The organism is Rhodococcus sp. JCM 9793, assembly GCF_055380405.1.
Genome location: NZ_AP043721.1, coordinates 3,328,042 through 3,351,932, shown reverse-complemented (window position 1 = coordinate 3,351,932; position 23,891 = coordinate 3,328,042). Strand labels below are relative to the sequence as shown.

At 66.2% G+C, this 23,891-nt stretch carries 22 protein-coding genes and 1 pseudogene; 3 read left to right on the top strand and 20 right to left on the bottom strand.

Going from position 1 to position 23,891, the window contains the following annotated elements; all coding sequences use genetic code 11:
* Position 1: 1 nt before the first annotated feature.
* The 9 genes from ACZ46K_RS17575 to ACZ46K_RS17535 all read right to left on the bottom strand — a co-directional run bounded on the left by ACZ46K_RS17575 (position 2) and on the right by ACZ46K_RS17535 (position 10,850).
* Positions 2 to 697 (bottom strand): NADH-quinone oxidoreductase subunit C, encoded by a 696-nt coding sequence (locus ACZ46K_RS17575; RefSeq protein WP_464743891.1) that lies wholly within the window; start codon positions 695 to 697, stop codon positions 2 to 4.
* Entirely contained in the window at positions 694 to 1,248 is a 555-nt protein-coding gene (locus ACZ46K_RS17570) for a NuoB/complex I 20 kDa subunit family protein (RefSeq protein WP_464743890.1), read from the bottom strand. The genes ACZ46K_RS17575 and ACZ46K_RS17570 overlap by 4 nt, the downstream gene beginning before the upstream one ends.
* Before the next feature lie 86 nt (positions 1,249 to 1,334).
* Positions 1,335 to 1,694 (bottom strand): NADH-quinone oxidoreductase subunit A, encoded by a 360-nt coding sequence (locus ACZ46K_RS17565; protein WP_054807248.1) that lies wholly within the window; start codon positions 1,692 to 1,694, stop codon positions 1,335 to 1,337.
* Between the two features lie 198 nt (positions 1,695 to 1,892).
* A complete protein-coding gene (locus ACZ46K_RS17560; RefSeq protein ID WP_054810598.1) occupies positions 1,893 to 2,318 on the bottom strand; it encodes an Rv3143 family two-component system response regulator in 426 nt (141 codons plus the stop codon).
* A gap of 84 nt (positions 2,319 to 2,402) precedes the next feature.
* Positions 2,403 to 4,181, bottom strand: coding sequence for an Hsp70 family protein (locus ACZ46K_RS17555; protein WP_464743889.1), 1,779 nt, complete (start codon positions 4,179 to 4,181; stop codon positions 2,403 to 2,405).
* Positions 4,182 to 4,346: 165 nt separating this feature from the next.
* Positions 4,347 to 6,713 (bottom strand): Hsp70 family protein, encoded by a 2,367-nt coding sequence (locus ACZ46K_RS17550; RefSeq protein WP_464743888.1) that lies wholly within the window; start codon positions 6,711 to 6,713, stop codon positions 4,347 to 4,349.
* A 115-nt stretch (positions 6,714 to 6,828) separates the two neighbouring features.
* Positions 6,829 to 7,131, bottom strand: coding sequence for a hypothetical protein (locus ACZ46K_RS17545; protein WP_464743886.1), 303 nt, complete (start codon positions 7,129 to 7,131; stop codon positions 6,829 to 6,831).
* 228 nt (positions 7,132 to 7,359) lie between these two features.
* On the bottom strand, positions 7,360 to 9,171 hold the full coding sequence (locus ACZ46K_RS17540) for an ABC transporter ATP-binding protein (RefSeq protein WP_464743884.1): 1,812 nt from the start codon (positions 9,169 to 9,171) through the stop codon (positions 7,360 to 7,362).
* The gene (locus ACZ46K_RS17535) at positions 9,168 to 10,850 is read right to left on the bottom strand and encodes an ABC transporter ATP-binding protein (protein ID WP_464749375.1); all 1,683 of its coding nucleotides are present in this window, start codon (positions 10,848 to 10,850) and stop codon (positions 9,168 to 9,170) included. The genes ACZ46K_RS17540 and ACZ46K_RS17535 overlap by 4 nt, the downstream gene beginning before the upstream one ends.
* 203 nt (positions 10,851 to 11,053) lie before the next feature.
* Here ACZ46K_RS17535 and ACZ46K_RS17530 point away from each other — a divergent pair, with 203 nt between their 5' ends.
* Positions 11,054 to 12,085: an iron-siderophore ABC transporter substrate-binding protein gene (locus tag ACZ46K_RS17530; protein ID WP_464743882.1), complete on the top strand. Its 1,032-nt coding sequence runs from the start codon at positions 11,054 to 11,056 to the stop codon at positions 12,083 to 12,085.
* Positions 12,086 to 12,130: 45 nt separating this feature from the next.
* Here ACZ46K_RS17530 and ACZ46K_RS17525 read toward each other — a convergent pair whose 3' ends face one another.
* Positions 12,131 to 12,628, bottom strand: a complete 498-nt coding sequence (locus tag ACZ46K_RS17525; protein ID WP_464743880.1) for a GbsR/MarR family transcriptional regulator — start codon at positions 12,626 to 12,628, stop codon at positions 12,131 to 12,133.
* 87 nt (positions 12,629 to 12,715) lie between these two features.
* Here ACZ46K_RS17525 and ACZ46K_RS17520 point away from each other — a divergent pair, with 87 nt between their 5' ends.
* Positions 12,716 to 13,258 carry a hypothetical protein gene (locus ACZ46K_RS17520; protein WP_054806509.1) on the top strand — a complete coding sequence of 181 codons (543 nt, stop codon included), beginning with the start codon at positions 12,716 to 12,718 and terminating at the stop codon, positions 13,256 to 13,258.
* Between the two features lie 27 nt (positions 13,259 to 13,285).
* On the opposite strand, the gene ACZ46K_RS17515 is transcribed toward ACZ46K_RS17520, so the two are convergent.
* The 9 genes from ACZ46K_RS17515 to ACZ46K_RS17475 all read right to left on the bottom strand — a co-directional run bounded on the left by ACZ46K_RS17515 (position 13,286) and on the right by ACZ46K_RS17475 (position 22,197).
* On the bottom strand, positions 13,286 to 14,758 hold the full coding sequence (locus ACZ46K_RS17515) for a protein kinase domain-containing protein (protein WP_464749374.1): 1,473 nt from the start codon (positions 14,756 to 14,758) through the stop codon (positions 13,286 to 13,288).
* A 243-nt stretch (positions 14,759 to 15,001) separates the two neighbouring features.
* The gene (locus ACZ46K_RS17510) at positions 15,002 to 15,457 is read right to left on the bottom strand and encodes a zinc ribbon domain-containing protein (RefSeq protein WP_054810415.1); all 456 of its coding nucleotides are present in this window, start codon (positions 15,455 to 15,457) and stop codon (positions 15,002 to 15,004) included.
* Between the two features lie 50 nt (positions 15,458 to 15,507).
* A complete protein-coding gene (locus ACZ46K_RS17505; RefSeq protein WP_464743878.1) occupies positions 15,508 to 16,239 on the bottom strand; it encodes a helix-turn-helix domain-containing protein in 732 nt (243 codons plus the stop codon).
* A gap of 570 nt (positions 16,240 to 16,809) precedes the next feature.
* A complete protein-coding gene (locus ACZ46K_RS17500) occupies positions 16,810 to 17,601 on the bottom strand; it encodes a 2-phosphosulfolactate phosphatase (protein WP_464749373.1) in 792 nt (263 codons plus the stop codon).
* Positions 17,602 to 17,623: 22 nt separating this feature from the next.
* Positions 17,624 to 18,292: a methionine ABC transporter permease gene (locus ACZ46K_RS17495; RefSeq protein WP_464743876.1), complete on the bottom strand. Its 669-nt coding sequence runs from the start codon at positions 18,290 to 18,292 to the stop codon at positions 17,624 to 17,626.
* Positions 18,289 to 19,308, bottom strand: coding sequence for a methionine ABC transporter ATP-binding protein (locus ACZ46K_RS17490; protein ID WP_464743874.1), 1,020 nt, complete (start codon positions 19,306 to 19,308; stop codon positions 18,289 to 18,291). Before ACZ46K_RS17490 ends, ACZ46K_RS17495 begins: the two co-directional genes overlap by 4 nt.
* The gene (locus ACZ46K_RS17485) at positions 19,308 to 20,144 is read right to left on the bottom strand and encodes a MetQ/NlpA family ABC transporter substrate-binding protein (RefSeq protein ID WP_464743872.1); all 837 of its coding nucleotides are present in this window, start codon (positions 20,142 to 20,144) and stop codon (positions 19,308 to 19,310) included. The genes ACZ46K_RS17490 and ACZ46K_RS17485 overlap by 1 nt, the downstream gene beginning before the upstream one ends.
* Before the next feature lie 64 nt (positions 20,145 to 20,208).
* Positions 20,209 to 21,231, bottom strand: a complete 1,023-nt coding sequence (locus ACZ46K_RS17480; RefSeq protein ID WP_054806517.1) for an isopenicillin N synthase family dioxygenase — start codon at positions 21,229 to 21,231, stop codon at positions 20,209 to 20,211.
* A 453-nt stretch (positions 21,232 to 21,684) separates the two neighbouring features.
* Positions 21,685 to 22,197, bottom strand: a complete 513-nt coding sequence (locus ACZ46K_RS17475) for a hypothetical protein (protein WP_464743870.1) — start codon at positions 22,195 to 22,197, stop codon at positions 21,685 to 21,687.
* Positions 22,198 to 22,564: 367 nt separating this feature from the next.
* On the opposite strand from ACZ46K_RS17475, the pseudogene ACZ46K_RS17470 reads away from it, so the two are divergent.
* Positions 22,565 to 23,154: pseudogene (locus ACZ46K_RS17470) on the top strand (transposase); the annotation flags it as partial.
* A gap of 94 nt (positions 23,155 to 23,248) precedes the next feature.
* On the opposite strand, the gene ACZ46K_RS17465 reads toward ACZ46K_RS17470, so the two are convergent.
* Positions 23,249 to 23,848, bottom strand: coding sequence for a TetR/AcrR family transcriptional regulator (locus ACZ46K_RS17465; protein ID WP_464743868.1), 600 nt, complete (start codon positions 23,846 to 23,848; stop codon positions 23,249 to 23,251).
* Positions 23,849 to 23,891 lie beyond the last annotated feature (43 nt).

The following is a 23,891-nucleotide window of genomic DNA, read 5'->3' as shown; positions in this document are numbered from 1 at the left end:
GTCAATTGTAGGCCCTCCGCTCGTCCGGTGGCGGGATCTGTGCGCCCTTGTACTCGACGGGGATTCCGCCGAGCGGGTAGTCCTTGCGTTGCGGGTGGCCGTTCCAGTCGTCGGGCATCTGGATCCTGGTCAGGGCCGGATGCTCGTCGAAGACGAGGCCGAAGAAGTCGTAGGTCTCGCGTTCGTGCCAGTCCGTTGTGGGGTAGACCGCGTGGAGCGACGGAAGGTGAGGATCGGCGTCGGGTGCGGTGACCTCGATGAGAATGCGCCGGTTGTGGGTGATCGACATCAGCGGATACACCGCATGCAGTTCGCGGCCGGTGTCCTCCGGGTAGTGCACGCCACTGACGCCGAGGCACAGTTCGAATCGCAGTGCGGGATGGTCGCGCAGCGTGCAGGCGACCGAGCGAAGATGCTCGCGGCGTACGTGCACCGACATCTCTCCCCGAAACACGACGATCTTCTCCACGGCGGCCTCGAATCCGCCGGGCCCGGCGTCGTTCACGGCATCCTCGAGGGTATCCGCGAGGTCATCGAGGTAACCACCGAACGGTCGCGGACTGCTGTCGGGCAGGGCAATCCGGCGCACGAGCCGGCCATAGCCGCTGGTGTCCCCGGTGCCGCGGATGCCGAACATTCCGCGGCGCTGGGCGATGGCTTCCGCGGGGACCGAATCAGGTGTGGGGTCGTCGGTCATCGGCGCGGCACCTTCAGCTCGATGAGCGGGCGCTGCGCGAGGGCGGCCTGCTCGGCGGCGCGCACCGCTTCCTCACGGTTGACCCCGAGCGGCATGTGCTGGATCTTGTCGTGCAGCGCGAGGATCGCATTGATCAGCATCTCGGGGCGTGGTGGGCATCCCGGCAGGTAGATGTCGACGGGTACCACGTGGTCGACGCCCTGCACGATCGCGTAGTTGTTGAACATCCCCCCGGACGATGCGCACACCCCCATCGACAGGACCCATTTCGGTTCGACCATCTGGTCGTACACCTGGCGGAGGGCCGGTGCCATCTTCTGGCTGACACGCCCGGCGACGATCATCACGTCGGCCTGACGCGGCGACGCTCGGAACGCTTCCATTCCGAATCGAGCAATGTCGAAGCGTCCACCCGCGGTCGACATCATCTCGATCGCGCAGCACGCGAGACCGAACGAGGCGGGCCAGAGCGACCCTTTACGTGCGAACCCGGCGAGCACTTCGACCGTGCTGAGCAGAAATCCGCTCGGGACCTTCTCTTCGAGACCCATATCCGACTCTTACCACCTTCGACAAGATTGTGGATCTTATTCGGGCGCAATCGATTTACGGAGCATTGAGTGTTGGGTTCATCCGGTCAATCCCATGTCAGGCCGCCCCGTCTCCACTCGTAGGCGTAGGCGACGAACACGTTGAACATGAACAGGCCCATGGCGACCAGACCGAACACCCCGAGTGCATCGAAATGGACCGCCCACGGGTACAGGAAGACGATTTCGATGTCGAAGATGATGAACAGCATGGCCGTCAGGTAGTACTTGACCGGAAATCTGCCGCCGCCGGTAGGCTGCGGCGTCGGGTCGATGCCGCATTCGTAGGCGTCGAGTTTCGCCCGGTTGTAGCGACTCGGACCGGCGATGCTCGCCACGACCACAGAGAAGAGGGCGAACGCGAGCGCGACTGCGCCGAGCACCAGAATCGGCACGTAGACGTTCATCGGCACCTCCGGTTCCGAACGGCGATCCCCGGTCGTGCGGCTGACGGACACCCGATGTCCTGTGAGCCACGGCACACACACTAGTGCTGATGACGCCGGACTTGTCCAGGATTCGACACGCATTCTTCGGAGCGGCGTGTCCGCCTGTTCGGCCTCCTCGCGAGGAGTAGGGTTCGCGCCTTCACCGGGCGGCTCGAATCAGTGTCCGGGTGCCTGATCGGTGTCGGGAAGTAGGAGCCTGACGACCTCGCGACCGAGTTTCATCGGGTCGATCGGGTGCGACACGACGGCCTCGGCCCGCGACCATGATGCGAGCCAGGTGTCGTCGGGGCGGCCGATGATGACGACGACCGGTGGGCACGGGTCGATTTCGTCCTTGAGCTGCTTCGCAATTCCCAGCCCTCCGGCCGGCGCGGTCTCTCCGTCCAGGATCACCAGATCGATCTCCCCGGCGTCGAGGTGCTCGAGGACGACTGGTGCGGTGGCCACCTCGACGTACTCGATCGTCGGAAGGTCGGGGTGCAGCGTCGTTCCCAGTGCGGCCTGCACTCGGTCGCGCACGGTGGCGTCGTCGCTGTACACGAGGACCTTCAGAGTTGCGGGACGGCTCGCGGCATCACTCACGCGCCCGATGCTAGATCCTCGCGGAGGCCACTGGACCGTTCGGTCGCGCTTGCACGGCGTGTCGCACGGAACCGGGCGCTCCGCTCAGTTGTACGCCGACCAGAATTCGAGCATGGGTTCTCGCGCGAGTTCGACACCACTCTCGGTGATGAGCAGGGCCCTGTCATCGAACCGGTAGGTGACTCCGTCGTTGGTGACCTGGAACCCGTCCGCCGTCGCGATCGGATCGTCGATCTCGATCTCGGATCCGTCGTCGACGCGGATGCCCTTGTAGTAGAGGCGGTCGACACCGGTCCGGCACACCACGATGTGTGAGTCCTCGGTGCGCGCGATACCGACGGCCTCGTTGTCCGCGTTGCATCGCGGACCTGCGCCGCCGACGAATCCCCGCGTGTCCGCGTTCGCTACGGTGACGACGCTCCGAGGCGGTGTCGCGCTGGTTCGCGTGGTCGTGGGCTTGGTGGGCTTGGTGGTCGCCGGAGTCGTCGTGGGCGCGGGCGTGGTCGTGACCTCCTCGGTGACCGTCATGGTGGTCACCGTGGTGATACCGGTCGATGCACCGGCGAGTACCCGAGGGTCGACCGAATCGTCCCTCGTGCTGTTCCACGCGACGACGACACCGACGGCGACGAGTGCGGTCACCGCCCCCGCAATGACGCCCAGGCGGGTACCCCTCGATGTGCTGCGGGTCGGGGACGCCGGAACGTTCGGGCCCGTCGCAGGGTTCGGAGACCCAACATGATTCCGGGCCGCAACGCGATTCTGGTCGGGGCGCAACATCTGCCGCGCAGCGATCAACGCGCCCTGCGCCACGACGGTCTTGGGATCGTCGAGGGTCGCGACCCGCGCCACCCGCGACAATTGCTGGTGCACGAGTGGAATCCGCGACGATCCACCGGTCAGATAGAGGGAGTGCAGGGACCCGGGCGTCACACCCGCATCGGCGAGCGCGCCGCGGACCAGGTCTACCGCCGATTCGACCTGCGGGGTGATCAGCGAGTCGAATTCCGGTCGGGTCATCGACAAGGTCGTCCGGGATGCCGCTCCCGCGACTACGACCGTCGCCGACGGAGTCTCCGACAACACTTCCTTGGCGGCACGAGCAGTGTCGTCGAGCACCCCGACGGCTTCGATGCTTCCAGGTGCCCCGTCGGCAAATTCGGCGCGCAGGGCGGGGTCGCGGTCTGCCACGTGGTCGAGTGCCCAGCGCCGGACGAGTGCGTCGAAGTTCTTTCCTCCGAGCGCGTTGTCGCCACGTGCCGCTACGACGTCGAACGCTCCGGAGTCCGCGACCCGTAGTACCGCGACGTCGGCGGTCCCGCCGCCGAAGTCGAACACCGCAAGAGCAGTGCCGGACAGCAGCGGAGCCGTGCGGGAATAGTAGTACGCCGCCGCCCGAGGTTCCGACACGGTGGTGATCGCAGACGGGTCGATTCCCGCGCGCGAGGCCGCGTCCACCAGTACCGCGACGGTGGCGTGCGACCACGCCTCGGGGTGGGTGAGCACGACGCGTTCGGGTGGCACGTCGTTGTGCAGCGCCATCGACCGGCGGACGACACCGCGCAGCACCGCCGCGATCATCTGCGACGGCGTCATATCTATGCCGCCGGTCCGGATGAACGGCTGGGAGATCAGACGTTTGGGCGCCGAAACGAATCTGTCCGGGTGATGGTCCGCCGCGTTCCGGGCGGCGTCGCCGGTGAGAATCTCCCCGTCTGCGCGTACGAACACCGCTGAAGGCATCAGGTTCGACCGATGGGTGAGCGACACCGGATGGATCGAACCATCGCCTGCCCGGGTGTGTGCGGCTGCTGTGTTCGACGTCCCGAAATCGATCGCGAGCCACCATCGGTCATCACTCATGAATCAGGAGACTAGTACTCCGACCGTAAGTTGATCTTGTCGGCGTGTGCACGCAGACGGTCCCGAATCCCGCACGACACTTTCCTCGCGTTGCCCGGGTTGCCGTGGGTCGTGAGGCAACGGAAACCCGTACGACGGGGGGAAACTTCCGCAGTGGCGGCGTGGTCAGACGGGGACCCGCACCGGTACCGCGCTCGCCGTCGTCGATTCGTTGCCCAGTTCGCCGTTTCCGTTCTCGCCCCAGCAGAACACCTGGTCGTCCACGGTGGTCGCGCAGGTATGAACGGCGCCGGTCGTGATGGTCGTCGCCGCCGACGGCAGTGTCACCCGCGCCGGCGCTGTCGAGATGGCGCCGGGGGCGCTCGTGTTCTGCCCCCAGTCCGCCGTACCCCAGCAGGAGACGGCGCCGTCCTCGGTCAGCGCGCAGGTGTGCCGCAGCGAGGCGGACAGGGCGACGGCCCGACCCGGCAGCGAGGTCTGCACGGGTTCGGAGTGCGAGTCGTTCGTGCCGTCCCCGATCTGGCCCCAGCCGTTCTCACCCCAGCAGTATGTCCGGGCATCTTCGAGGGCGGCGCAGGTGTGTCCGCGCCCCGCCGCGACGAACGCGGCGGGGCCGGGGAGTTCCACCTGCAGCGGGTCGGCGATCGCGACGTCCGAGTCGTTGGTGTACCCGCGGCCTAGTTGACCGGACGTATTCGCGCCCCAGCAGAAGACATCGCCGACGACGGTGGACGCGCACGTGTGATTGCCACCCGCTGTCAGCGACGTCAGGGTGGGGAGGTCGATGCGGTAGGGCGAGGCGATCAGGTCGGCCCCTTCCTCACCGATCTGGCCGTTGGTGTTGCGGCCCCAGCAGTAGCCTTCGCCGCTCTCGGTCAGGGCGCACGTGTGGTCCTCACCTGCGCTCAGCGCCGAGACAGAGGCGGGCATCTCGAGCCGCACGGGTTCTGTGCTCGGGTCGGTGGTGCCGGTGCCGAGCTGACCGAAAGTGTTGTAGCCCCAGCAGTGGGTCTCGCCGTTGTCGAGGGCGGCGCAGGTGTGCTCACGACCCGTCCCGAGCGCGGACGCGGGTGCGGGGAGCTCGACCGAGACGGGTGAGTATCGAGAATCGGCGGTTCCGTCGCCGAGTTGACCGGAAGCGTTGAGCCCCCAGCAGCTGACATCACCGAGCGAATCTGCGCAGGTGAACCACCCGCCGGCGGAGACCGTGAACACGTCGTTCTCCGTCGGCGACGGTGCGGGCCCTCCGCTCGCCGCGGTGCCCTCACCGGCGCCGGGATCAGGCCAGTACACCGCGACACCGATGGCGGCAGCGATCACCGCCACCACCGCACCCAGAACCGTGAGAACTCGGCCGGATGCGCGGACACGGTTGGGTGCATCCGGCGGCCGAGGTGCGTGCACCGGCACCGTGGGTGCTGCCGCAGGGCGGCCGGAGCGGCCGGTGGCGACGAGTGCACCGCGGACGACGACGGTCTTCGGGTCGTCGAGGGTCGCGACGGGGCCGATCTGCCCGAGCGCACTGTGCACCAGCGGGATCCGTGAGGATCCGCCCGTGAGATAAATCGCCTGCAGCCGATCGTGTGGAACGCCACCCTGGGTCAGTGCAGTGCGGACGAGCGCTGCCGCGTGCTCGATCTGCGGAGCGATGAGGTCTTCGAACTCGTCGCGTGTCAGGAGCAGGTTCTCACGCCACGGTCCTCCGGCGGCCGATACTGTCGCGGACGGCGCATCGGACAGCACTTCCTTGGCGCGACGTGCGGATTCCTCGAGTGCGCGCCGCGCCTGCAACTGATCAGGGGCGGATCCGCGCAGGTAATCGGCGAGTTCGGGGTTGAGATCGGCAAGCTGGGATTCTGCCCAGCCGCGGACGAGTGCGTCGAAGTTCTTACCGCCGAGGCCGTTGTCGCCGACGGCGGTGACCACCTCGAATTCGTCGTCGGGAGTACTGCGCAGGATCGCCACGTCGACGGTGCCGCCGCCGAAGTCGAACACTGCGATCGCCGATCCGGCGGGGATCGGGGTGCTGCGGGTGTAGAAGTACGCGGCGGCACGGGGCTCGGACACCGTCACGACGGTGGACGGATCTATACCGACCTGCACCGCCGCGTCGGTCAGGACGGAGATCAGGTCCGCCGACCACGCTTCGGGGTGGGTGAGCACGACGTGGGACGGCGGGACGCTGTTGTTGTGACGCAATGCGCGGTGGTAGACGTTGCCGATCACGGCTGCGAACAGCGCTGCACGCGGTACGGGTGTGCCGTGGACCGACACTGCGGGCATACCCACGAGCCGTTTCGGTGACGGAACGAAGGCACCCGGGTCCGAATCGGCAGCATTGACCGCAGCATCGCCGACGAGGATATCGTCGAGCGACCGAACCGGGACCGACCGGACGAACACCGACGACGACATGAGATTGCCGTGATGCGTCAACGAGAGCGTGTGGATGCCCGTGCGCGGATCGGTCACGGCCGCAGCGGTGTTCGACGTGCCGAAATCGATTGCCAGCGACCGGTCCCCCATGCTCATGACTCAAGAGAGTAAGCGAGGGCACGCAAGTACACCGATCCAGCAGAGATCCGACGTGGATCACCCACCGGGTGTTGCTGTGTCGCGGTGGCTTTCCTGAGCGACCGCTGTTCTCCTAGGCGACGGAGTGCTTGCCGCCGCCCCGAACGCCGGCTACTCCCCGAGGATGCGGTCGGCGCATGCTCCGGACACGTTCGCCGGCGGTGTGTAGCCGACCGGCTGCGGGCCCCGGCGTGATCATCAGGTGCGCAACGATGACGCACACGCCTGTGAGCGCTCCGTAGAGCACACCCGACACGACAGAACCGGTGACCATCACCACTGTGGTTCCGACAATGAGTGCTGCTGACAGAACGAGAATTGCCAACGCCCTGCCCTGTGACGACCGGTCCCCCGACTCGGCGCGATGTTCGCCCATGATTCCCTCCCGTTCCCTCCCCGGAGCGGACTCGACCGCGCTTCGTCGAAGATCGAAGTCATCGAGATGCACGATCGCGGTATCCGAATGGACCGAAAGTTCCGCTCTTCTCCCACCACGCCCGGGCCGGCAGCGTAGCGGATAACGAAACACTACCAAATGTGATGAATATCTCGCAACTGGCCTGTGGCGTGTCACCAAGCTGTTGCATCTCGAGGCCCGCCGGCCTTATTCAGCGCCCTCCTCGGCCTCGCCCCCGGGAACAGTGTTCCCGACCGCACTGTCCCCCGACCAGGTCGCCCACAGCCGCGCATACTGCCCTCCCGCAGCAACCAACTCCTCATGGGTCCCCGACTCGCAGACCAGACCGTGCTCGAGCACGACGATCCTGTCCGCGGTTGCCGCTTGGGTGAGACGGTGCGCCACCACCAGCGAGGTCCGGCCGTCCACGGTGGCGGCCGCCGCATTCTCGAGATCCCTGGCGCCGGCACTTCCGGCCTCCGCGGTCGCCTCGTCGAGAACCACGACCGCGGGATCGGCGAGCAGCACGCGGGCGAGCGCGAGTTGCTGCGCCTGCGCGGCGGTGAGCCGATGACCTCCCTCGCCCACCACGGTGTCGACGGCGGCAGGCAACGCGCGGACCCAGCCGATCGCGCCCACCGACGTGAGTGCGGCCTCGAACGCCTGGTCGTCGGCCTGCGGGGCGGCGAGCTGCAGATCCTCGCGGAGTGGGCCCGCGAAGGTGTGTACCTCCTGGGTGACGATCGCGATGTGGTCGCGGATCGTGCCCGTCACTTCGACCAGCGGAACCCCGCCCAGTACCACCTCGCCGGAATCGGGGGTGATGCTGCCTGCCGCGATCGACGCGAGGGTGCTCTTACCCGACCCGGTCGGACCGACGAGCGCGATCCGCTCACCGGGGGCGATGGTCAGGTCGATGCCATGCAGTACCTCATGCCCGTCGTAACCGTGGCGGATACCGCTCAGCCGCAGACCGGAATCGGTGGGCGGGCGTGGGTCGACCGGCGGTGCAGTATCGGGGAGCGAGACGACGCCGACGAGCCTGGCCAAGCTCGCTCCGGCCGATTGCACCTCGTCGAAGGTGAACAAGATCGCGGCAATGGGATTGAACAACTGGTGAAACAGGAGTGCCGCCGCGGTGACCTGGCCGACTGTGACCGACCCGTCGTCGACCAGGATGAATCCTGCGGTGAGGATGCAGGCCAGACTCACGTACTCGGCGCGGTTCCCGCGACTCGCGAACCGCGCGAAGATCCCGAACACGTCGATGCCCAGCACCCGGGCGCGATCGGACGCCTGGTCCACGAGATCTCGGTGCACGGCTTCGGTTCCGTACGCGCGCACGGTGCGCTGCCCCTGGATGCTGCTGATCAAGGCCTGGGATCGCGCCCCCATCGCGACACGCTGCGCGGCGTATCGAGGCGCCGACCGCGGCAGGTACCACCGCAGCGCCAGGGTGTACATGGGGACGGCGATCATGCCGGCCAGCCCCAGGCGCCAGTCGATTCCGACCATCGTGGTCAGGCTCACCACAACGAGGAACAGCGCGGAGATCACCGGTGGGACAGCGTCGGAGACAGCCTTGTCGATCACGGCGACGTCGTCGCCGACGCGGGCGAGGACGTCGCCCTTGCCTGCCTGCTCGACCGTGCGCATCGGCAAACGCAGGGTACGCACGACTACTACTTCGCGGAGCCGGGCGAGCACCGTGGACCCCAGCACCGCGACGAAGTACCGGGAAAGACCGGTGAACACACCCGCGGCAACCGCCGCGACAGCAATGATCGCGACGATCCCACCGAGGGAGGCGATCGGAGCCGACTCACGCACGCGGTCGACGAGGACTCCGAACATGTAGACGGGGAGCACGGTCGCCGCCGCTCCCAGCGCTGCCGTGACGATTCCCGCTGCCGCGATGGCCGACTTCGTCCGGACCGCCCGCCCGAGCCACGCCCACGATTCGCGGGCTGTGGCGACGGGCAGTAGTGGACGTTCGGCATCCGGAATCATCTGCGTCATCGAACGACCGCCTCCTGGTACACCACGTCGATCTCTGCGAGCCGATGGTGGGTCGCGGCTGCGACCACGCGACCTTGATCGATTACCACGACACGGTCGGCGGCGGCGAGAAGCGCAGGACTCGAGGTGAGGACGATCGTGGTGCGCGGATCGGTTCCGTGCCGGAGCGCGACGAGCCCCTCTGCGATGTTCAGCTCGGTGACCGAGTCGACCGCGGTCGTCGGATCGTGCAGGACGAGCACCGGCGGATCCGCCACGAGCGCCCGCGCCAACGCGATGCGTTGCCGCTGGCCGCCGGAAAGTGTGGTGCCGTCGTCTCCGACGGGATGGTCGAGACCGGACGGGTGCAGATCCACGACTTCGCGGGCGGCGGACGCGTCGAGTGCGCGCTCGAGGTCGATCGATGCGGCGGAGCCACGCCCCGCAGTGATGTTGGAGTGCAGTGTGCCCGAGAACAGGAAGGTGTCGTGTGGTTCGGCGAGGACCAGTGTGCGGGCCAGCTCGATCGGAAGGTCGCGGGCGGGCACCGATCCGACGCTGAACGACCCGGTGTAGTCGTCCGCGGGGACCTGCGACGACAACAGCGCGAACACTGCATCGGCGTCTTCAGGTCGGTACGCGACGATTCCGACGAACTCTCCGCGGGCGACGGTGAGGTCGAGCCCGTCGAGCGTCCGATACGTGAGGTCGGCCATCTCGAGGACCGGCCCTTGCGCGCGGTGGCTCACGTCGTCGCTTCCGGGGTGCAGTAGCGGTGCGCTGTCGAGGACCCGCGCAACGCGGTCGGCCGATCCCCGCGATGCCGCAACGACGGCGGGAACCTGGGCGAGCGTGGTCAGTGGCTCGATGAGGAATTGAGCCAGACCCACCACCGTGATGACCTCGGCGAGGCCGATCCGGCCACTGAGCGCCAGCCAACCCGCCCCGGCGGCGACTGCCACCGCAAGTAACGCGCTCGCGCTGGTCGAGACACCCGCGAACACCGATCGGACCTTCGCCGCGCCGAGCGTGGCAGTCAGTGCGTCGGCACTGACGGCGCGGAAGCGTTGCCCGGCTTCGGCTTCTCCCCCGAATCCACGCAGCGGCCGCAGCCCGGTGACGAGGTCTGTCGCGACGGCCGAAGCGGTCCCGATGCGGGCCTGCTGCTCGGCGGTGCGGTGTGCGATGACGGGTGCGGCGAAGTGCAGTGCTGCGAGCAGTGCGACCGTTCCGACGAGAACGCCGAGGCCGAGCGGAACATCGATGACGAACAGGATCACCGCCGTCGCGATCACCGCGACCACGCTCGCGACGGCCCGCGCGACGAGGTCGAGGATCCAGGTGGTGCGATCGGCGTCCGAGGTGGCGACGGAGAGCAGTTCCCCCGCGCGCATGTCGGTACGGACGCCGCGTGGACGCAGGAGTGTGTCGGTGACCTCGACGCGGAGCCGGTGTCCTTCCCCTTCCATCGCTGCGACGACGAGGCGTGCGCCGAAACGCCAGGAATAGGTTAGGGCCGTGAACAACAGCGCAAGGGCGACAAGCCAGGCAGCCATCGCAGTCCGATCACCCGGCGCGATGGCGTTCGCGACGATCGCGCCGATCGCGACCGGGACGAGCGCCTCGAACAACTGGTGCAGACCGCACAGCACGACTGCGACGGTCATGCTTCCGCGGTGTCGCCGCAGCGTCCGCCACATCAGCGCGTTTCCGCGCGACGCCTGGTTCTGCGTGTCCACCGCACCTCCCGTTTCCGCCGCGTTCACCCTAGGCGACGACACCGCCGAGGACTCTTCCACCGTCTGAAGTTTCAGAACTTTTGAAACCATAGGCTAGGTAAGGCTAGGCTGACCCGACAGTTCGGTGGGGACATCCCCTCGCCCCGCCTCGTCGAAAGGCATCCATGCACCACAGACTCGGCCGTGCCCTCCGCCGGCCCCAGCTCATCGCGATGGTCGCGGCCGGCGCTCTCCTGCTCGGGGCATGTTCGAGCAACGACAGTGGATCCGACACCGCGTCCGGCGACTTCGAACCGGTGACCATCGAGCATGCCCTCGGCACCGCCGAGATCACCGAGCAGCCCGAACGCATCGTCACTCTCGGCATGGGATCCGCGGAAACCGTGATCGCCCTCGGCTCCGTCCCGGTCGGCATCGAGGAGTACCCGTGGGGCAGCGACGAGACCGGCTACCTGCCGTGGATCCATGAAGAGCTCACCGAGCGCGGCGAGGAACTGCCGACCCAGTTCACCGGCGGAGCCGAGGTCGACATCGAGGCGATCGCCGCGCTGGAACCCGATCTGATCCTCGCGCCGTGGTCCGGTGTCACCCAGGAGCAGTACGACCTGCTGGACGGCATCGCACCGACCGTTGCGTACCCGGAACTGCCGTGGACGATCACGTGGCAGGACCAGATCGAGACGATCGGCACCGCGATGGGCAAGCACGACGAGGCCCTCGACCTCATCACCGAGATCGACGACACGTTCACGAAGGCAGCCGCCGAGCATCCTGACTACCAGGACGTGAGCTTCTCGTACATCTACAACACCGGCCCCGCCACACTCGGCGTGTTCCTCGCGAACGAGCAGCGTGTCGCGATGGTCCGCGGACTCGGGCTCACCGTCGACCCGGTCGTCGACACGCTCGAGGAGACCGAGGGCACCGACTCGTCGGTCATCGGTCTCGAGAACGCGAACCTGCTCGCCGACTCGGACCTGATCTTCACGTTCTACAGCGACCCGGCGAACCGCACCGAGATCGAGGCACAGCCGGTCTACCAGCAGATCCCGGCGATCTCGCGGGGTTCGATCGTGGCGCCCGAAGAACAGCCCTTCGTCACCGGGTCGTCGATCATCAACCCGCTCACCGTGCCGTGGGCTCTCGACCGCTATGTCCCGATGATCGACGAAGCGATCTCGAAGCTCGACCGGTAACAGACGGATACATGAGAGAAGGGTGAAGGCGGATACCTACCGCCTTCACCCTTTCTCGTTGTCACGTTCGGCTTTGTACCGCTTCCATTCGGCACTCAATTTCCGGTTGTCGAGCAGCCACCCCATGTAGTCGCGCATGTTCTCGACCCGGACGTGCGCCGCCGACTTCGGGGCCACCCGCGCGAGCGCCTCCTCCGCGAGGAACCGTTGGCTGCGCAGATACTCCTCCTCGATGTCGAGGAAGCCGCCCCACACGTCGTCGGCCATCACGAAATAGTGGGCCCGCTCCCCCGCACGCCGGACCCGCTGCACGAAACCGCGGGCGACGAGGCGGCGGGTGTAGGTCGATACCGAACCGCGGCTCGCCCCCAGTACACGAGCGAGTTCGTCAGCGCTCACTCCTCCTGATTCGTCGACGAGCAGATAACCCGCGATGCGCCCTTCGATCCTCGATGCGCCACCTGTCTGCCAGTAGTCGGCAAATCGTTCGACGAACCACGACCGGACGTCGTCTGCGTCCTCCACCCCGCGGGAACTGCTCATGGCAGACATTGTCGCAATCCGCCTATCGTCCGCTGCGCGGGTGGTGCGTCCGTGGACCTCGACACGGTTGCGCGATAACGTGCGCGCATGGCCGGCAACGCGAGCATCCGAATCGTGCGTCTGCGAGCACTGATCGACCACCCTCGCACCGGCGACGGTGAACGCGCCGCAGCGCAACGCATGCTCGATCGGATCCTGAGCTCGTCGCGTCTCCCACATGCCTCCGGCGACCGGACCTACGGTGCGAGGCACCACCGTGTCGGCCGGCACTCGAATCTGCCACGCATCGCGGAGATGATCCGTGAGGACATCGCACTCGCCCGCGTGGCCTTCGCCCCGGCGACGCACCGAGGACAACCCGCCGTGTCCGATCCGATCGCCGATGCCCCTGCCGGAATCTCCTACACCGTCTCGACGCCCCATGATTCCGAAGTCGTCATCGCCCTCGAGAACGTCCCCCAAGAATGGGGATGGGTGTCGGAATACGGAATCGAGACCACGAGTGCGGCGCTTCGAGCACTCGTCGACGCGCTCGCCGACCTCATGAACGGATACAACCGCGATGGCCTGGATATCGGCACACGGTTCTTCGGCCGGATTCGCGTGCGCGGTGAAACCCTGGCGTGGTGAGTTCGAGGCCAGCATCCATCACGACAATCAGCGGACGGTCACGATACCGTCATCGAAGGTGATCGAACCGTTCTCGAAGGTACTCACCTTCACCCCATCGATATCGATCTCATCGCTGGTCGGGTAACCCAACGAACCTTGACTGCCACCGAGCACATTCCACTTGTTGCGTATCTCACCCCACACGATATACGGAGGTTGTCCAGCCTTCTGAATGATGACACCGCCGACGAACCACTGGTACTTGCCGTCAGGATTGGTCTTCTCGGGACCCAACGGCTGTCCGAGGTCCGCCTTCTGAGGCACGGTCGCTTGGGAGTACTTCTCCAGAAGACTCCCCGACACGGTGTACTCGACTCCGTCGGCGCCCAGCATCGTTGTGGAATTGGTGGCCGACGCGGACGACTCATTCGAGTCGAACGGCGAGAACTGACTTGCCACGAGAACAGTCGCGACCAACACGACGAGAACTCCCATGGCCGCCAACAACTTCCAGCTCCGGGCGAACCGACCACGTCGCTGGTCGACCACTCCGGCGACCGGCGGTGCCGCGGATACGATCGCGGGCTGACTTACGGGCTCCGGCACGCTCGCAGGCGCGGGCTCCTGAGAATACGTGGGTGCGAGTAGCTTGGTGGGCTCGAGCCGTCTGCGGGATGTTGCAATGGCCGCAGCTGCTGCGTCAGCGAACGCGACACAATCCGGGTAACGATCTTCGCGGTTCTTGGCCATCGCCTGCGCGACTACCCGATCGAGTTCGACGGGTACATCCGCCGCAATCCAGCTCGGTGCCGGTATCCGCCCACCCAGATGCGCGTGCATCAACTGGGGCAGGGAATCACCCGGATACGGGGGCTCACCGGTCAACAGGTGGAAGAGGCTGCACCCCAGCGAATAGACGTCCGCACGACCATCGAGCGTGGTTCCCTCGAATTGCTCGGGTGACGCGTACTGCAAACTCGCGACCAGGGTTCCCGATTTGGTGCGGTATGCCGTCTCGGCGAGAGCCTTGGCAATTCCGAAGTCCGCGAGCAGGACACGTCCGGACCGACCCGGACCGGTCTCCTCCAGAAGCATGTTCGCCGGCTTCACATCGCGGTGCAAGACACCGTTCGCATGCGCATAGTCGAGAGCCTTCGCAATCTCTCCGACGATATGCACGGCCCGGGACGGCTCGAATGCCGCCCGTGCCACTGCCTCGGAGGCGTTCGTTCCGGCGACGTATTGCATCGCAATCCACAACTGATCACCTTCACGTCCACGATCCAGAATCGAAACGATGTTCGGATGATCGAGTCGCGCAGCATGGTCCGACTCACGCTCGAACAGCACGCTCGCATGCTGATCATGGGTCAGAGACGTGTGCAACAGCTTCAGCGCGATCTTCCTGGGGATTCGAGGATGAGCCGCAAGATGGACCGAACCCATACCACCGGCACCCAAGAGCCGTTCGATCGTGAATCCTGCAAAGACCGTGCCGGGGGTCAGTTCAGCCACCATCATCTCCCCACAGTCGGTTGTCGCTGAGCGTCTGCGGTAGAGAGCTTAACCGGAGCGTCCGAAAGAGATTCGATCGAGCCGTTGCCGCGCGGTCACTGCGCCGCACTCAGCGTTCTGCTGACACCGGTGGGTGTGCAGTCGTCCGCCACCGAGTCCGCGCCCTAGCGCTACCGCGTGTCACCGACATGAACCGACCGTTGCCTTCTGGTGAGCAAACATGAGCACACTCTGTTTGCTTGCCCATCAGGCAGCCTCACCTTCCGATGAGACAGTCCCGGTCCCACCCAGCGACTGCTGGTGCCGGGTTGACGCTTCATCGCCTGCGGCGTCGACCACTTCCGTAGTCGCGGACTCCCGCGTGGCTCCACGCCCGTCTCCACCCGAAACGGTGGCGGCCGGGCTACTCCCGGTACCGATCCCCGTTGCACCCGTGCGCTGGGTCTCGCCGAGGCCGGCGAGGTTGATCGCGGCATGACGATCACGATCGATCGTCACTCCGCAGTGCTCACACACATACGTCCGGTCCGCGAGAGTCAGGTTCGGTTTTCGCCTGCCACACCCCGAACACAATTTAGTGGACGGAAAGTACCGGCCGGCCTCCACCAACGTGGAGCCGTACCAGCGGGTCTTGTACGACAGCATCCGGCGCACCGCAGCCGCATGCGCGTGGGTGCGGCCGATCCGGCGTTGCTGCCGCACCCAACGTTTCGACGGCCGCCGTTTCGTCTTGGTCGACGGGTCGTACGGGCCTACCTGGCGGGCGTGGCGACAACGATCAGCGGGTCCGCCTTCACCCCGACGTCGACACCGACCACCGACTCACCCGCCCCGACATGTCCCGGTACCTCGACCGCGCGGTGCACGAGAACCTGAAAGGCGACGTGCCACCGACCGGCCGAATCCTCACTCAGGGTGGCGGAAAGGATCCGGGCGGTGCCCGCCTCGATCCGTCGGGCCAGTTTCCGGGTGGACTCGCAGGTGTGGATCCGCCCCAGCCTCGGGAGGGTGACGTGATGCCGGTCCGTCTCGACACGGATGGTGCCGGTGGTGAACCGCACCGACCGGCGGGACCGGGCGGTCTTGAATTTCGGGAACCCGATGGTTTTCCCGGCCCGTTTACCTTTGCGGGATGTCGACCACGCGTCGAGGCCGCGGGCGAGAGCATCCGACCCGGAGTTGTATGCCTCTTTGGAGTTCTCGGCCCACCACGGCGCCACCAGGTCCTTGCGGGCGTTCCACTGCTTGCGCAGCCCCGCGAGCGACCATCCCAATGTGGGTGTCAACTCGTCCTCGGCGATGCCGTAGGTGCGTTCGGCCTGCCGCTGGTTCATCACCGCCTTCGCCAGCGCGAGCATCGTGTTGTGCGCCTTACGGGCCCCGCCGGCGTGCGAGCGGAACGCCCGCACCTGCGCCGGGGTGGGGTCGAGTGCGAACTTGTAGGCCTGCGCGGTCCAGCCGTCCGGGATCTCGAACCGAGCCATCACACGACCTGCGGCTCGGGAATGTCCTGCGTGGTGGCAGTGACCGGCCGCATCGCACGAGTGCGCGCATGGCTGTGGCGGTAGAACCGGCGACACCTCGAGGTCGGATCCTCGATGAGGTCCCGCACCGGATCGTGTTGCTGGCCATGGTCGCCCGCCACGATCCGGCAGCCCCGCGCTGATAAGGCCACCGTCGGAGGTAGGGCTCCGAGCCGGGCCGGACGGTTGCGATACGTCACGAGGATCATCCTCGCAGAGGGGTCCGACATGTAGCCTGTGGGTGCGCCCACTCGGCCGGCTTCACACGCATTGTGAACACATTCGATCATGTTTGTTCACATTTGCTCACAGGATGTCGAGCAGTTCGAAACCCTCCATCTCGCGGAATGGTGCGTCTCACGAAGGTGCTCAATGACCACTCCGCGCGGTGTCCCACTGATCTTCACGATCGGCGTCGGACTCGCCGGGGAAGGTCTGATCACACTCGTCAGGACCGCGAGACGCGGCATCGAGATGCCGTGAGAACGCTTGGACACGAGGTCCGCGATCGACTCTTCGACCGGCACTGACTCAGCTGGGCGAGACTTTCCATCGAGTACGCCCGATGCTCGTGGCATCGACGAACCGATCATCGAGAACTATCGGAACGCAATTGCTGCCTCGCACCTCCGACGCGATCGCAACATCGTCGGCGAATCCGATCAGCGCAAGTTCACGTCCCGACGCACAGTCGTGCAGCGCCTCGGAGAACCGGTCGGCGGCCGCATCCCACGCACGGTGGGCGTGCTCGGCCTCCGGCGACAACGTCCCGAAGCCGTGGGTATCAACCAACTCCGCGATCACAGCACCCGCACCCCACAGGTCTTCGACGGCCGGACGCAACGACCCGTCCGGCCACTTCTCCCCCGCCGCGACGACGGCGACCACAGCGGTCGGATGATGTCGGGCGATCCATGCCGCGACGGCGTGGAAGTTTCGCAGCGACGCACCGAGGCACGTCGATGTCGTCGACTGCAATGCGTACGCGATCGACGACCCGTTCGGTGATGGCAACACCAGCCGCGCAATTCCGCGGGACGCGCGAATCGTGCCGGGCGACAGGCTCACCGCCCCCTCGGAGACCTCGCTGCGCCGCACCGCGAGCACAGCGTCGTGTGCGACCGCGTAGTCCGCTGCGGTCTCGTCCCGCCACCGATAGGGCAGGACGTCGATGCCGGCGTCGAGCGCGACAGAAAGTGTGGTGGTGAACGACAGGACATCCACCACGACCGCGACATCCGCGCCCTCCGCGATGGCCGCGGCGCCCCCCAATCCCCAGTCGAATCGGATCTGGAAATCGAGTTGCCGGTGCGCAACGTTCATCCGAGTGCCGGTCATCCGAGGGTCAACGCCGGTGCGCCATCCGCTTGATGATCGTGTCGCCGATCGACTGCATGATCTGCACCATCACGATCAGCACGACCACGGCGACGAGCAGAACCGGCGTGTTGAAACGCTGGTAGCCGTAGACGAGCGCGAAGTCACCGAGGCCGCCGGCACCGATCACACCGGCCATCGCCGAGTATCCGACGAGAAGTACCAGGGTGAGTGTCGCTCCGGACACGAGCGCGGTCGTCGCCTCCGGAAGCAGCACCTTGCGCACGATCTGCGTGTTCGTCGCACCCATCACCTCCGCCGCCTCCACGCGCCCGCGGGGCACTTCGCGCAACGCGGATTCGACGATGCGCGCGAAGAACGGGATCGCGCCGATCGTCAGCGGCACGATCGCGGCGGTGGGTCCGATCGCGGTGCCGACGATGAACCGGGTCACGCCGATCAGTGCGATGAGCAGGATCAGGAACGGCAGCGAGCGGAACAGGTTGACGACCACCCCGAGCACACCGTTGATCAGCGGCTGGGGCCACAGCCCTGTCGGACCGGTGATCTGAAGGATGATCCCGACGAGTATTCCGCCGATCACGGTGAGCACAAACGAGACCCCCACCATGTAGAGCGTCTCGAGTGTCGCGACCCAGACTTCGGGAAACACCTCGTACCAGGCGGTCTTGTTCATTCGGACAACCCCTCGAGGTCGGTGTCGGTCCCCCACGACAGCGTCAGCTGCTCACGTTCGTCGACGAATCGGGCGATCCGAGCGCGATCGACGCCGACGTCGAAACGCAGGCGCAGCCTGCCGACGGTGCTGTCGCCGACCTTCTCGACGCGACCGCCGACCACGGCGATGCCGGTGTCGAGTTCGCGGATCATCTCCGAGAGCCACGGTCCGTGTGCGTAGTCGCCGATCGCGGTCACGAGCGCGGTGTCGCTGATCGCCCCGGCCGACGGGTCGTCGCCCACCGGCACGATCGCGGCGCCGAGCGCCGAATCGGGGTCTGCAACGAGATCCGAGATGCGGCCGGTTTCGACGATACGGCCGGCCTCGAGCCGGGCCGCAGAGGTGCAGACTCGCCGCAGCACCCCGAGTTCATGGGTGATGATCACGACGGTGACGCCCAGGCGGCGGTTGATCTCCGCGACGAGATCGAGGATCTGATCGGTGGTATCGGGATCGAGCGCGCTGGTCGCTTCATCGCACAACAGCACATCGGGTTCGGCTGCAAGCGCGCGGGCGATGCCGACGCGTTGCTGCTGTCCACCGGACAGTTGCGATGGATACGACTTCTCCTTGCCCGTGAGCCCGACCAGATCGATCAGCGCCTTCGCTCGCGCCCGTCGCTCATCCTTGCCGACTCCGGCGACTTCGAGGGGGAACTCGATGTTGCCGAGGACCGTGCGCGAATGCAGCAGGTTGAACTGCTGGAAGACGGTCCCGATGCGGCGCCGCGCAGACCGCTGCTCGCTTCCCGACAACTCCGACAGATCGTCGCCGCGGAGCAGGATCCGTCCCGAGGTGGGACTCTCCAGCAGGTTGAGGCAGCGCAGCAGAGTGGACTTGCCCGACCCGGACGGCCCGACGATCCCGAAGATCTCGCCGTCGCCGATCTCGAGGTCGATGCCGCGCAGCGCCGCGACCTCCCCGGCACCACCGGCACCGGGGAAGGTCTTGACTAGAGCGTCGACGACGATCATCAGTTCGCCGGGTGCACCGGAACCACGGAACCCGAATAGGTCTCGTCGATCCAGGCGGCTGTCTCAGGGGATTCGAGTGCATCCGCGAGCGCGACCACGATCGGGTCGTTCTCGTTCTCCGCGCGAACCACGAGGAGATTGGAGAACGGGTTGCCCTCGACCTCTTCGGTGTAGATGGAATCGTCGGCCGGGGTGAGGCCCGCTTCGAGCGCGTAGTTGGAGTTGATCACTGCGGCGGTGACCTGGGGGTCGTCGAGCTGACGCGCGAGCTGCGGACGTTCGATCGGGATGAACTTCAGATTCTTCGGGTTGTCGGTGATGTTCGCTTCGGTGACTACGGACAGGTCGGCCTCGGTGAACGGCACGTCCATCTTGATCAGCCCCGCGGATTCGAGCAGGTACAGCGCACGCGCGTAGTTCGTCGTGTCGCGCGGAATGGCGATCGAGTCGCCGTCGGCGATCTCGTCGAGCGAGGTGACCTTGTTCGAGTAGAGGCTGATCGGCTCGAGGTGCACGTCGGCGACGGCGACGAGGTTGTCGACTCCGTTCTGCTTCTGCCAGTCCACGAGGTACGGCTCGTGCTGGAAGAAGTTGGCGTCGACATCGCCGGCGGCGAGCAGCTCGTTGGGGTCGATCTCTCCGGTGACCTCACGAATGTCGAGCGAGTAGTCGCCGAGCGCACCGCTGTTCACGACCTGCTCGAGGATCTCGACGTGCGGTGTGGAGGACGCGGAGATCACCAGGGTGTTCTCGTCACCGCCCGAGGAGCCACAGGCCGCCAGGCCCAGACCGAGGACAACAGCTGCCGATGCGGCGGCGGTGCGGCGCAGGAACATCGTTTCTACCTTCCATAGGTGGAGACCGGTCCGCGGCGCGGCACCGGGTCGAGCCGGCTATGAATCACCGGACGAACGAACTGGCCAGTTCTGCGTGGTAGCGCTCGGTGACGTTGGGGTGCGCCCGCAGTCTCGACTTCAAGGCGTTGAGTCCGTACACAGAATGCAAGGTACCGCCGTGGACGTCGGTGCCCACGCCTTTTGCGGCAGCGGCCAGGTCTGCGGACAGCGGGACGGTGGGCAAAGCCTTGTCGAGTCCGGGGTTGAGGAAGAACGGCAACGACACGCGGTCCGAGCCTGCAGGCGGCGGCAGCACGCGGTGCACGGTGGCCTTGAGGTAACCACCGGTCGCCACTTCGAGGAGTTCACCGATGTTGACGATGAAGTGTCCCGGAATCGGATCGATATCGAGCCACTCGCCGTCACGTTCGACCTGGAATCCGCCGCTGCCGGGTTCGGGGTACAGCAGGGTGAGCGCACCGACGTCCTTGTGGCTGCCGACGCCCTGGCCCGTGACGGTCCGGTCGTGCCCTGGGTACCGGGCGATCTTGAGGAGCGGATCGGGATCGGCGAACGCGTCGTCGAAGAATCCGGCTGGGGCGCCCAGTGATTCGGCCCATGCGCGGAGCAGGATCAGACCGACGTCGCTGGAGCGTGCGATCCATTCCAGCGCCAGGTCGCGCAGCTGTGGCACTTGCGACGGCCACAGGTTCGGCCCGTGCAGCACCTCCCAGGGTCGCTCCGGGTCGACATTCGCTACTGCAGCGCGCTCGGGACCGATGTCGAGTTGCTCTCGCCAGTCGATGTAACCCTGAGTACGCTCACCGCCGACGCGGGTGTACCCACGGAAGTGGGGTGAGTACGAGTTCTCGATCTCGAGTTTGTCGGCATCGGGGAGAGCGAAGAACTGGCGTGATGCCGCGATGAGGCTATGCGCAAGCGCCTCGTCGATACCGTGTCCGGCGAGGTGGAAGAATCCGATCTCGTGGGTGACGACCCTCAGCCGCTCGAGGAGCGCAGCGCGCGTGTCCTCACCGCGGTCGAGTTCAGCGAGGTCGATAATGGGTAATGTTGCCGAGCCGGGCATGGTGGATCCTTTCGAGCCGAGTCGCACCGTCGCGGAACAGAACGGGTGCAATCACGGGATTATTCCGGCGCCGATATCGAACCCGGTATCCGGAACAGGCAGAACTTACGGGAGGTCGCTCGTTGCAGGCCTGTCAGAAGCAGCGGCAACAACGACACGCGGGAGCGACGACGCCCACCATGCGTGTGCTCACGAACTGCGCGCGATCTTTCCCGAACATGGTGCTCAACGCTAGCCGCGCGAGCCTCCGGAGGGCAAATTGCCCTAATCGCCGAGTCGGATCCGCGCGTCACGCGCGGATCACGGCACCGACAGGTGCGTTCACTCGTCTCGTGACGACGACGATACGCAGTACGAATCCGAGCCCGACCGTGGCGACTGCCGCGACAAGGGCGGGACGAGTGCCTGCACGTAAACCTCTTTCAGCCCGGCACTGCGCGACCCATTCGAGGGTCATGGCACCGGGACGTGATCGTCGAGGAACATCTGTGTCATCTCGGCGATCGTGGACGCCTGCGCATGGAACAGATAGTGGTGACCATCCAGCACTGTGACCCGCTGGATGGACGGGTTGCTGATCGCAGCGTCGTGCGAGGACTCCCATTCCGGGTCCGCCGTGAGCGACGACGAGGCCAAGAAAGACATGACCGGCATCGTCGGCGGGAATACGATCCCTTCGATTGCGCGCACGTTCTCGGCTTCGCTTGCGGTTTCCGTGAGCATGGTCGAGTTCGACACCCACGAGTACGCCCGCAGATACAGTTCTTGCTGCTCGGGGGTGTATTCGTCGGCGTCGCCGAGACTTTCCCGGTAGTCGGCCGCCAGTACCGGGTAATCGGTGCGTGTGTCCAGGGCGATCAGGTCACGGACACCGCCCGAAGCCGTGACGGTGGACATCCACCCCGGCCACTCCGGGGCGCCCTCGGCAAGCTCGGTCGTGTAACGCTCGTCATCGAGTCCCACCACGGCGGCGACTCGTCGGGAAGATTCGTGGCCCACCACATCGCATACAGGCCGGAGATCGAATGGGGCATCAGGACGTAGGGTCCATCCAATCCTGGAGTCTTTAGCGCAGAACGGATCTCGTTGACCATGCCCTCACTGGTTCGAGGTGCATCGGTACCGTCGCTCAGGCCCAACCCGAAATTCTCGATGGTGACCACTGTGTTCTGCTCAGCGAGTCGCTGCGCAAGTGGTGCGAAGTCGAGTATCGGCTCGGGTGTGCCCAAGCCAGGCATGAGAACAAGAGTTCGCGGACCGGATCCCTGGACCGCGACGCTCATCCGGTGTCCGTCCACGTCGACGTAGCGGTGCACGGGTCCGATAGCCTGTTCGATGCGGCCCGGTCGGTATCCGCAGGGCCGGCAAACGCCGGCTCACCACCCTTGCGACCACACGCGCACCGCGGGTGAGAGTCCGACTGGTCGAGGAGATCCTGGCCTCTCTCGATGCCCAAGCGGTGGCGGTGCCGGGCAGCAACGCCGCCGAGATCGCCCTGCCGAAACTGGCAGATTCGTTGAAAGAAGTTCTGCAACAGCGTAAGTGCATCGCCGACGATGTCGAGAGGATGCTCGAGGTCGGCGGCGGTTCGGCGTTCGCCTCGGCGGCGCACCTGGCCGCCTACGCCGGCATTGCACCGGTGACCCACAGTTCCGGGTCCTCGATCCGTGCGTTCGGGTAACCGCGAGCTCAAACGAGCGTTGTTCCTGTCCGCGTGCGCGGCATTGCACGACCCGACCAGTCGTGTCTATTACGACCGCACACGCGCCGAAGGCAAGAATCAACGCTGCCCTGATCTGTCTCGCTCGCCGCCGCTGCGACGTGCTCTACGCCATGCTCAAAAACAAGACTTTCCATCGCACCCCGTCGCTGCCGCCGCTTGACGGAACCATAGCGACACCCCCAATACTCCTGAGGCAATGAAGCAAGCAGCTGGGCGGCGGCGCGACTTCGGCGATCGTTCCGACAGGTCGTCGCCCATGAGTTGCTTTCTCAGCCGCCCCGTGCCCGGGGCAGATCACGCACTCCCGAACAGCCGGTCCAGATGCACGTCGATCGCGGCGAGCGCATCCCTGGGCTCGATCACCTCCAGTTCGATCAGGGAGGTGAAGCCGCTGAGGGCGAGAAGCAGGTTGGTCTCGGTCGCCGGATCGCGACCGGAGTCGATGTGCCCGTCGTCGATCGCCTGGCGGACCAACTGCTCGACGAGGGCCCGCCCTTGGACGAGGCCTCGGCGCGCCTGCTCGCGCACGGCCTCGTCGTGCAGCGCCTCCAGGACGTAGGCGGCGCTCATCCGGCTGGTCGCGCGGGCGTCGGCATGCAGGGGAAGCATTTCCGCGAGCGTCAGTCGCAGCACGTCGCGAGGGTGCGGACCGTCACCGAGCTTTTCGAGCCCCTGCTGTATGCGCACCGAGGTCTGCTCGGACGCGAAGTCCATGGCGAAGGAGAGCATCGCGGTCCGGGAAGCGAAGTAGTGCTGCAGCTGTCCGAGTGACATGCCCGCCTCCTGCGCCACCACGCGCATCGTCAGCTGTGTGACGCCGCGCTGCTCCACCACCCGCCACAGTGCGCGGGCGATCGTTTCGCGGCGTCCGCGGTGGTCCACCTGTTTCGGCATCGCCGGCCCCCCTCGTATCCCAGGAACTTTCCAATACGATTGA

Excerpts from the sequence above, each read along its gene's own strand:
- ACZ46K_RS17575 (WP_464743891.1), bottom strand. The coding sequence starts at position 697 with ATGACCGACGACCCCACACCTGATTCGGTCCCCGCGGAAGCCATCGCC.
- ACZ46K_RS17570 (WP_464743890.1), bottom strand. The coding sequence starts at position 1,248 with ATGGGTCTCGAAGAGAAGGTCCCGAGCGGATTTCTGCTCAGCACGGTC.
- ACZ46K_RS17565 (WP_054807248.1), bottom strand. The coding sequence starts at position 1,694 with ATGAACGTCTACGTGCCGATTCTGGTGCTCGGCGCAGTCGCGCTCGCG.
- ACZ46K_RS17555 (WP_464743889.1), bottom strand. The coding sequence starts at position 4,181 with ATGAGTGATGACCGATGGTGGCTCGCGATCGATTTCGGGACGTCGAAC.
- ACZ46K_RS17550 (WP_464743888.1), bottom strand. The coding sequence starts at position 6,713 with ATGAGCATGGGGGACCGGTCGCTGGCAATCGATTTCGGCACGTCGAAC.
- ACZ46K_RS17545 (WP_464743886.1), bottom strand. The coding sequence starts at position 7,131 with ATGGGCGAACATCGCGCCGAGTCGGGGGACCGGTCGTCACAGGGCAGG.
- ACZ46K_RS17540 (WP_464743884.1), bottom strand. The coding sequence starts at position 9,171 with ATGACGCAGATGATTCCGGATGCCGAACGTCCACTACTGCCCGTCGCC.
- ACZ46K_RS17535 (WP_464749375.1), bottom strand. The coding sequence starts at position 10,850 with ATGTGGCGGACGCTGCGGCGACACCGCGGAAGCATGACCGTCGCAGTC.
- ACZ46K_RS17530 (WP_464743882.1), top strand. The coding sequence starts at position 11,054 with ATGCACCACAGACTCGGCCGTGCCCTCCGCCGGCCCCAGCTCATCGCG.
- ACZ46K_RS17525 (WP_464743880.1), bottom strand. The coding sequence starts at position 12,628 with ATGAGCAGTTCCCGCGGGGTGGAGGACGCAGACGACGTCCGGTCGTGG.
- ACZ46K_RS17520 (WP_054806509.1), top strand. The coding sequence starts at position 12,716 with ATGGCCGGCAACGCGAGCATCCGAATCGTGCGTCTGCGAGCACTGATC.
- ACZ46K_RS17515 (WP_464749374.1), bottom strand. The coding sequence starts at position 14,758 with ATGGTGGCTGAACTGACCCCCGGCACGGTCTTTGCAGGATTCACGATC.
- ACZ46K_RS17505 (WP_464743878.1), bottom strand. The coding sequence starts at position 16,239 with ATGGCTCGGTTCGAGATCCCGGACGGCTGGACCGCGCAGGCCTACAAG.
- ACZ46K_RS17500 (WP_464749373.1), bottom strand. The coding sequence starts at position 17,601 with ATGAACGTTGCGCACCGGCAACTCGATTTCCAGATCCGATTCGACTGG.
- ACZ46K_RS17495 (WP_464743876.1), bottom strand. The coding sequence starts at position 18,292 with ATGAACAAGACCGCCTGGTACGAGGTGTTTCCCGAAGTCTGGGTCGCG.
- ACZ46K_RS17490 (WP_464743874.1), bottom strand. The coding sequence starts at position 19,308 with ATGATCGTCGTCGACGCTCTAGTCAAGACCTTCCCCGGTGCCGGTGGT.
- ACZ46K_RS17485 (WP_464743872.1), bottom strand. The coding sequence starts at position 20,144 with ATGTTCCTGCGCCGCACCGCCGCCGCATCGGCAGCTGTTGTCCTCGGT.
- ACZ46K_RS17480 (WP_054806517.1), bottom strand. The coding sequence starts at position 21,231 with ATGCCCGGCTCGGCAACATTACCCATTATCGACCTCGCTGAACTCGAC.
- ACZ46K_RS17465 (WP_464743868.1), bottom strand. The coding sequence starts at position 23,848 with ATGCCGAAACAGGTGGACCACCGCGGACGCCGCGAAACGATCGCCCGC.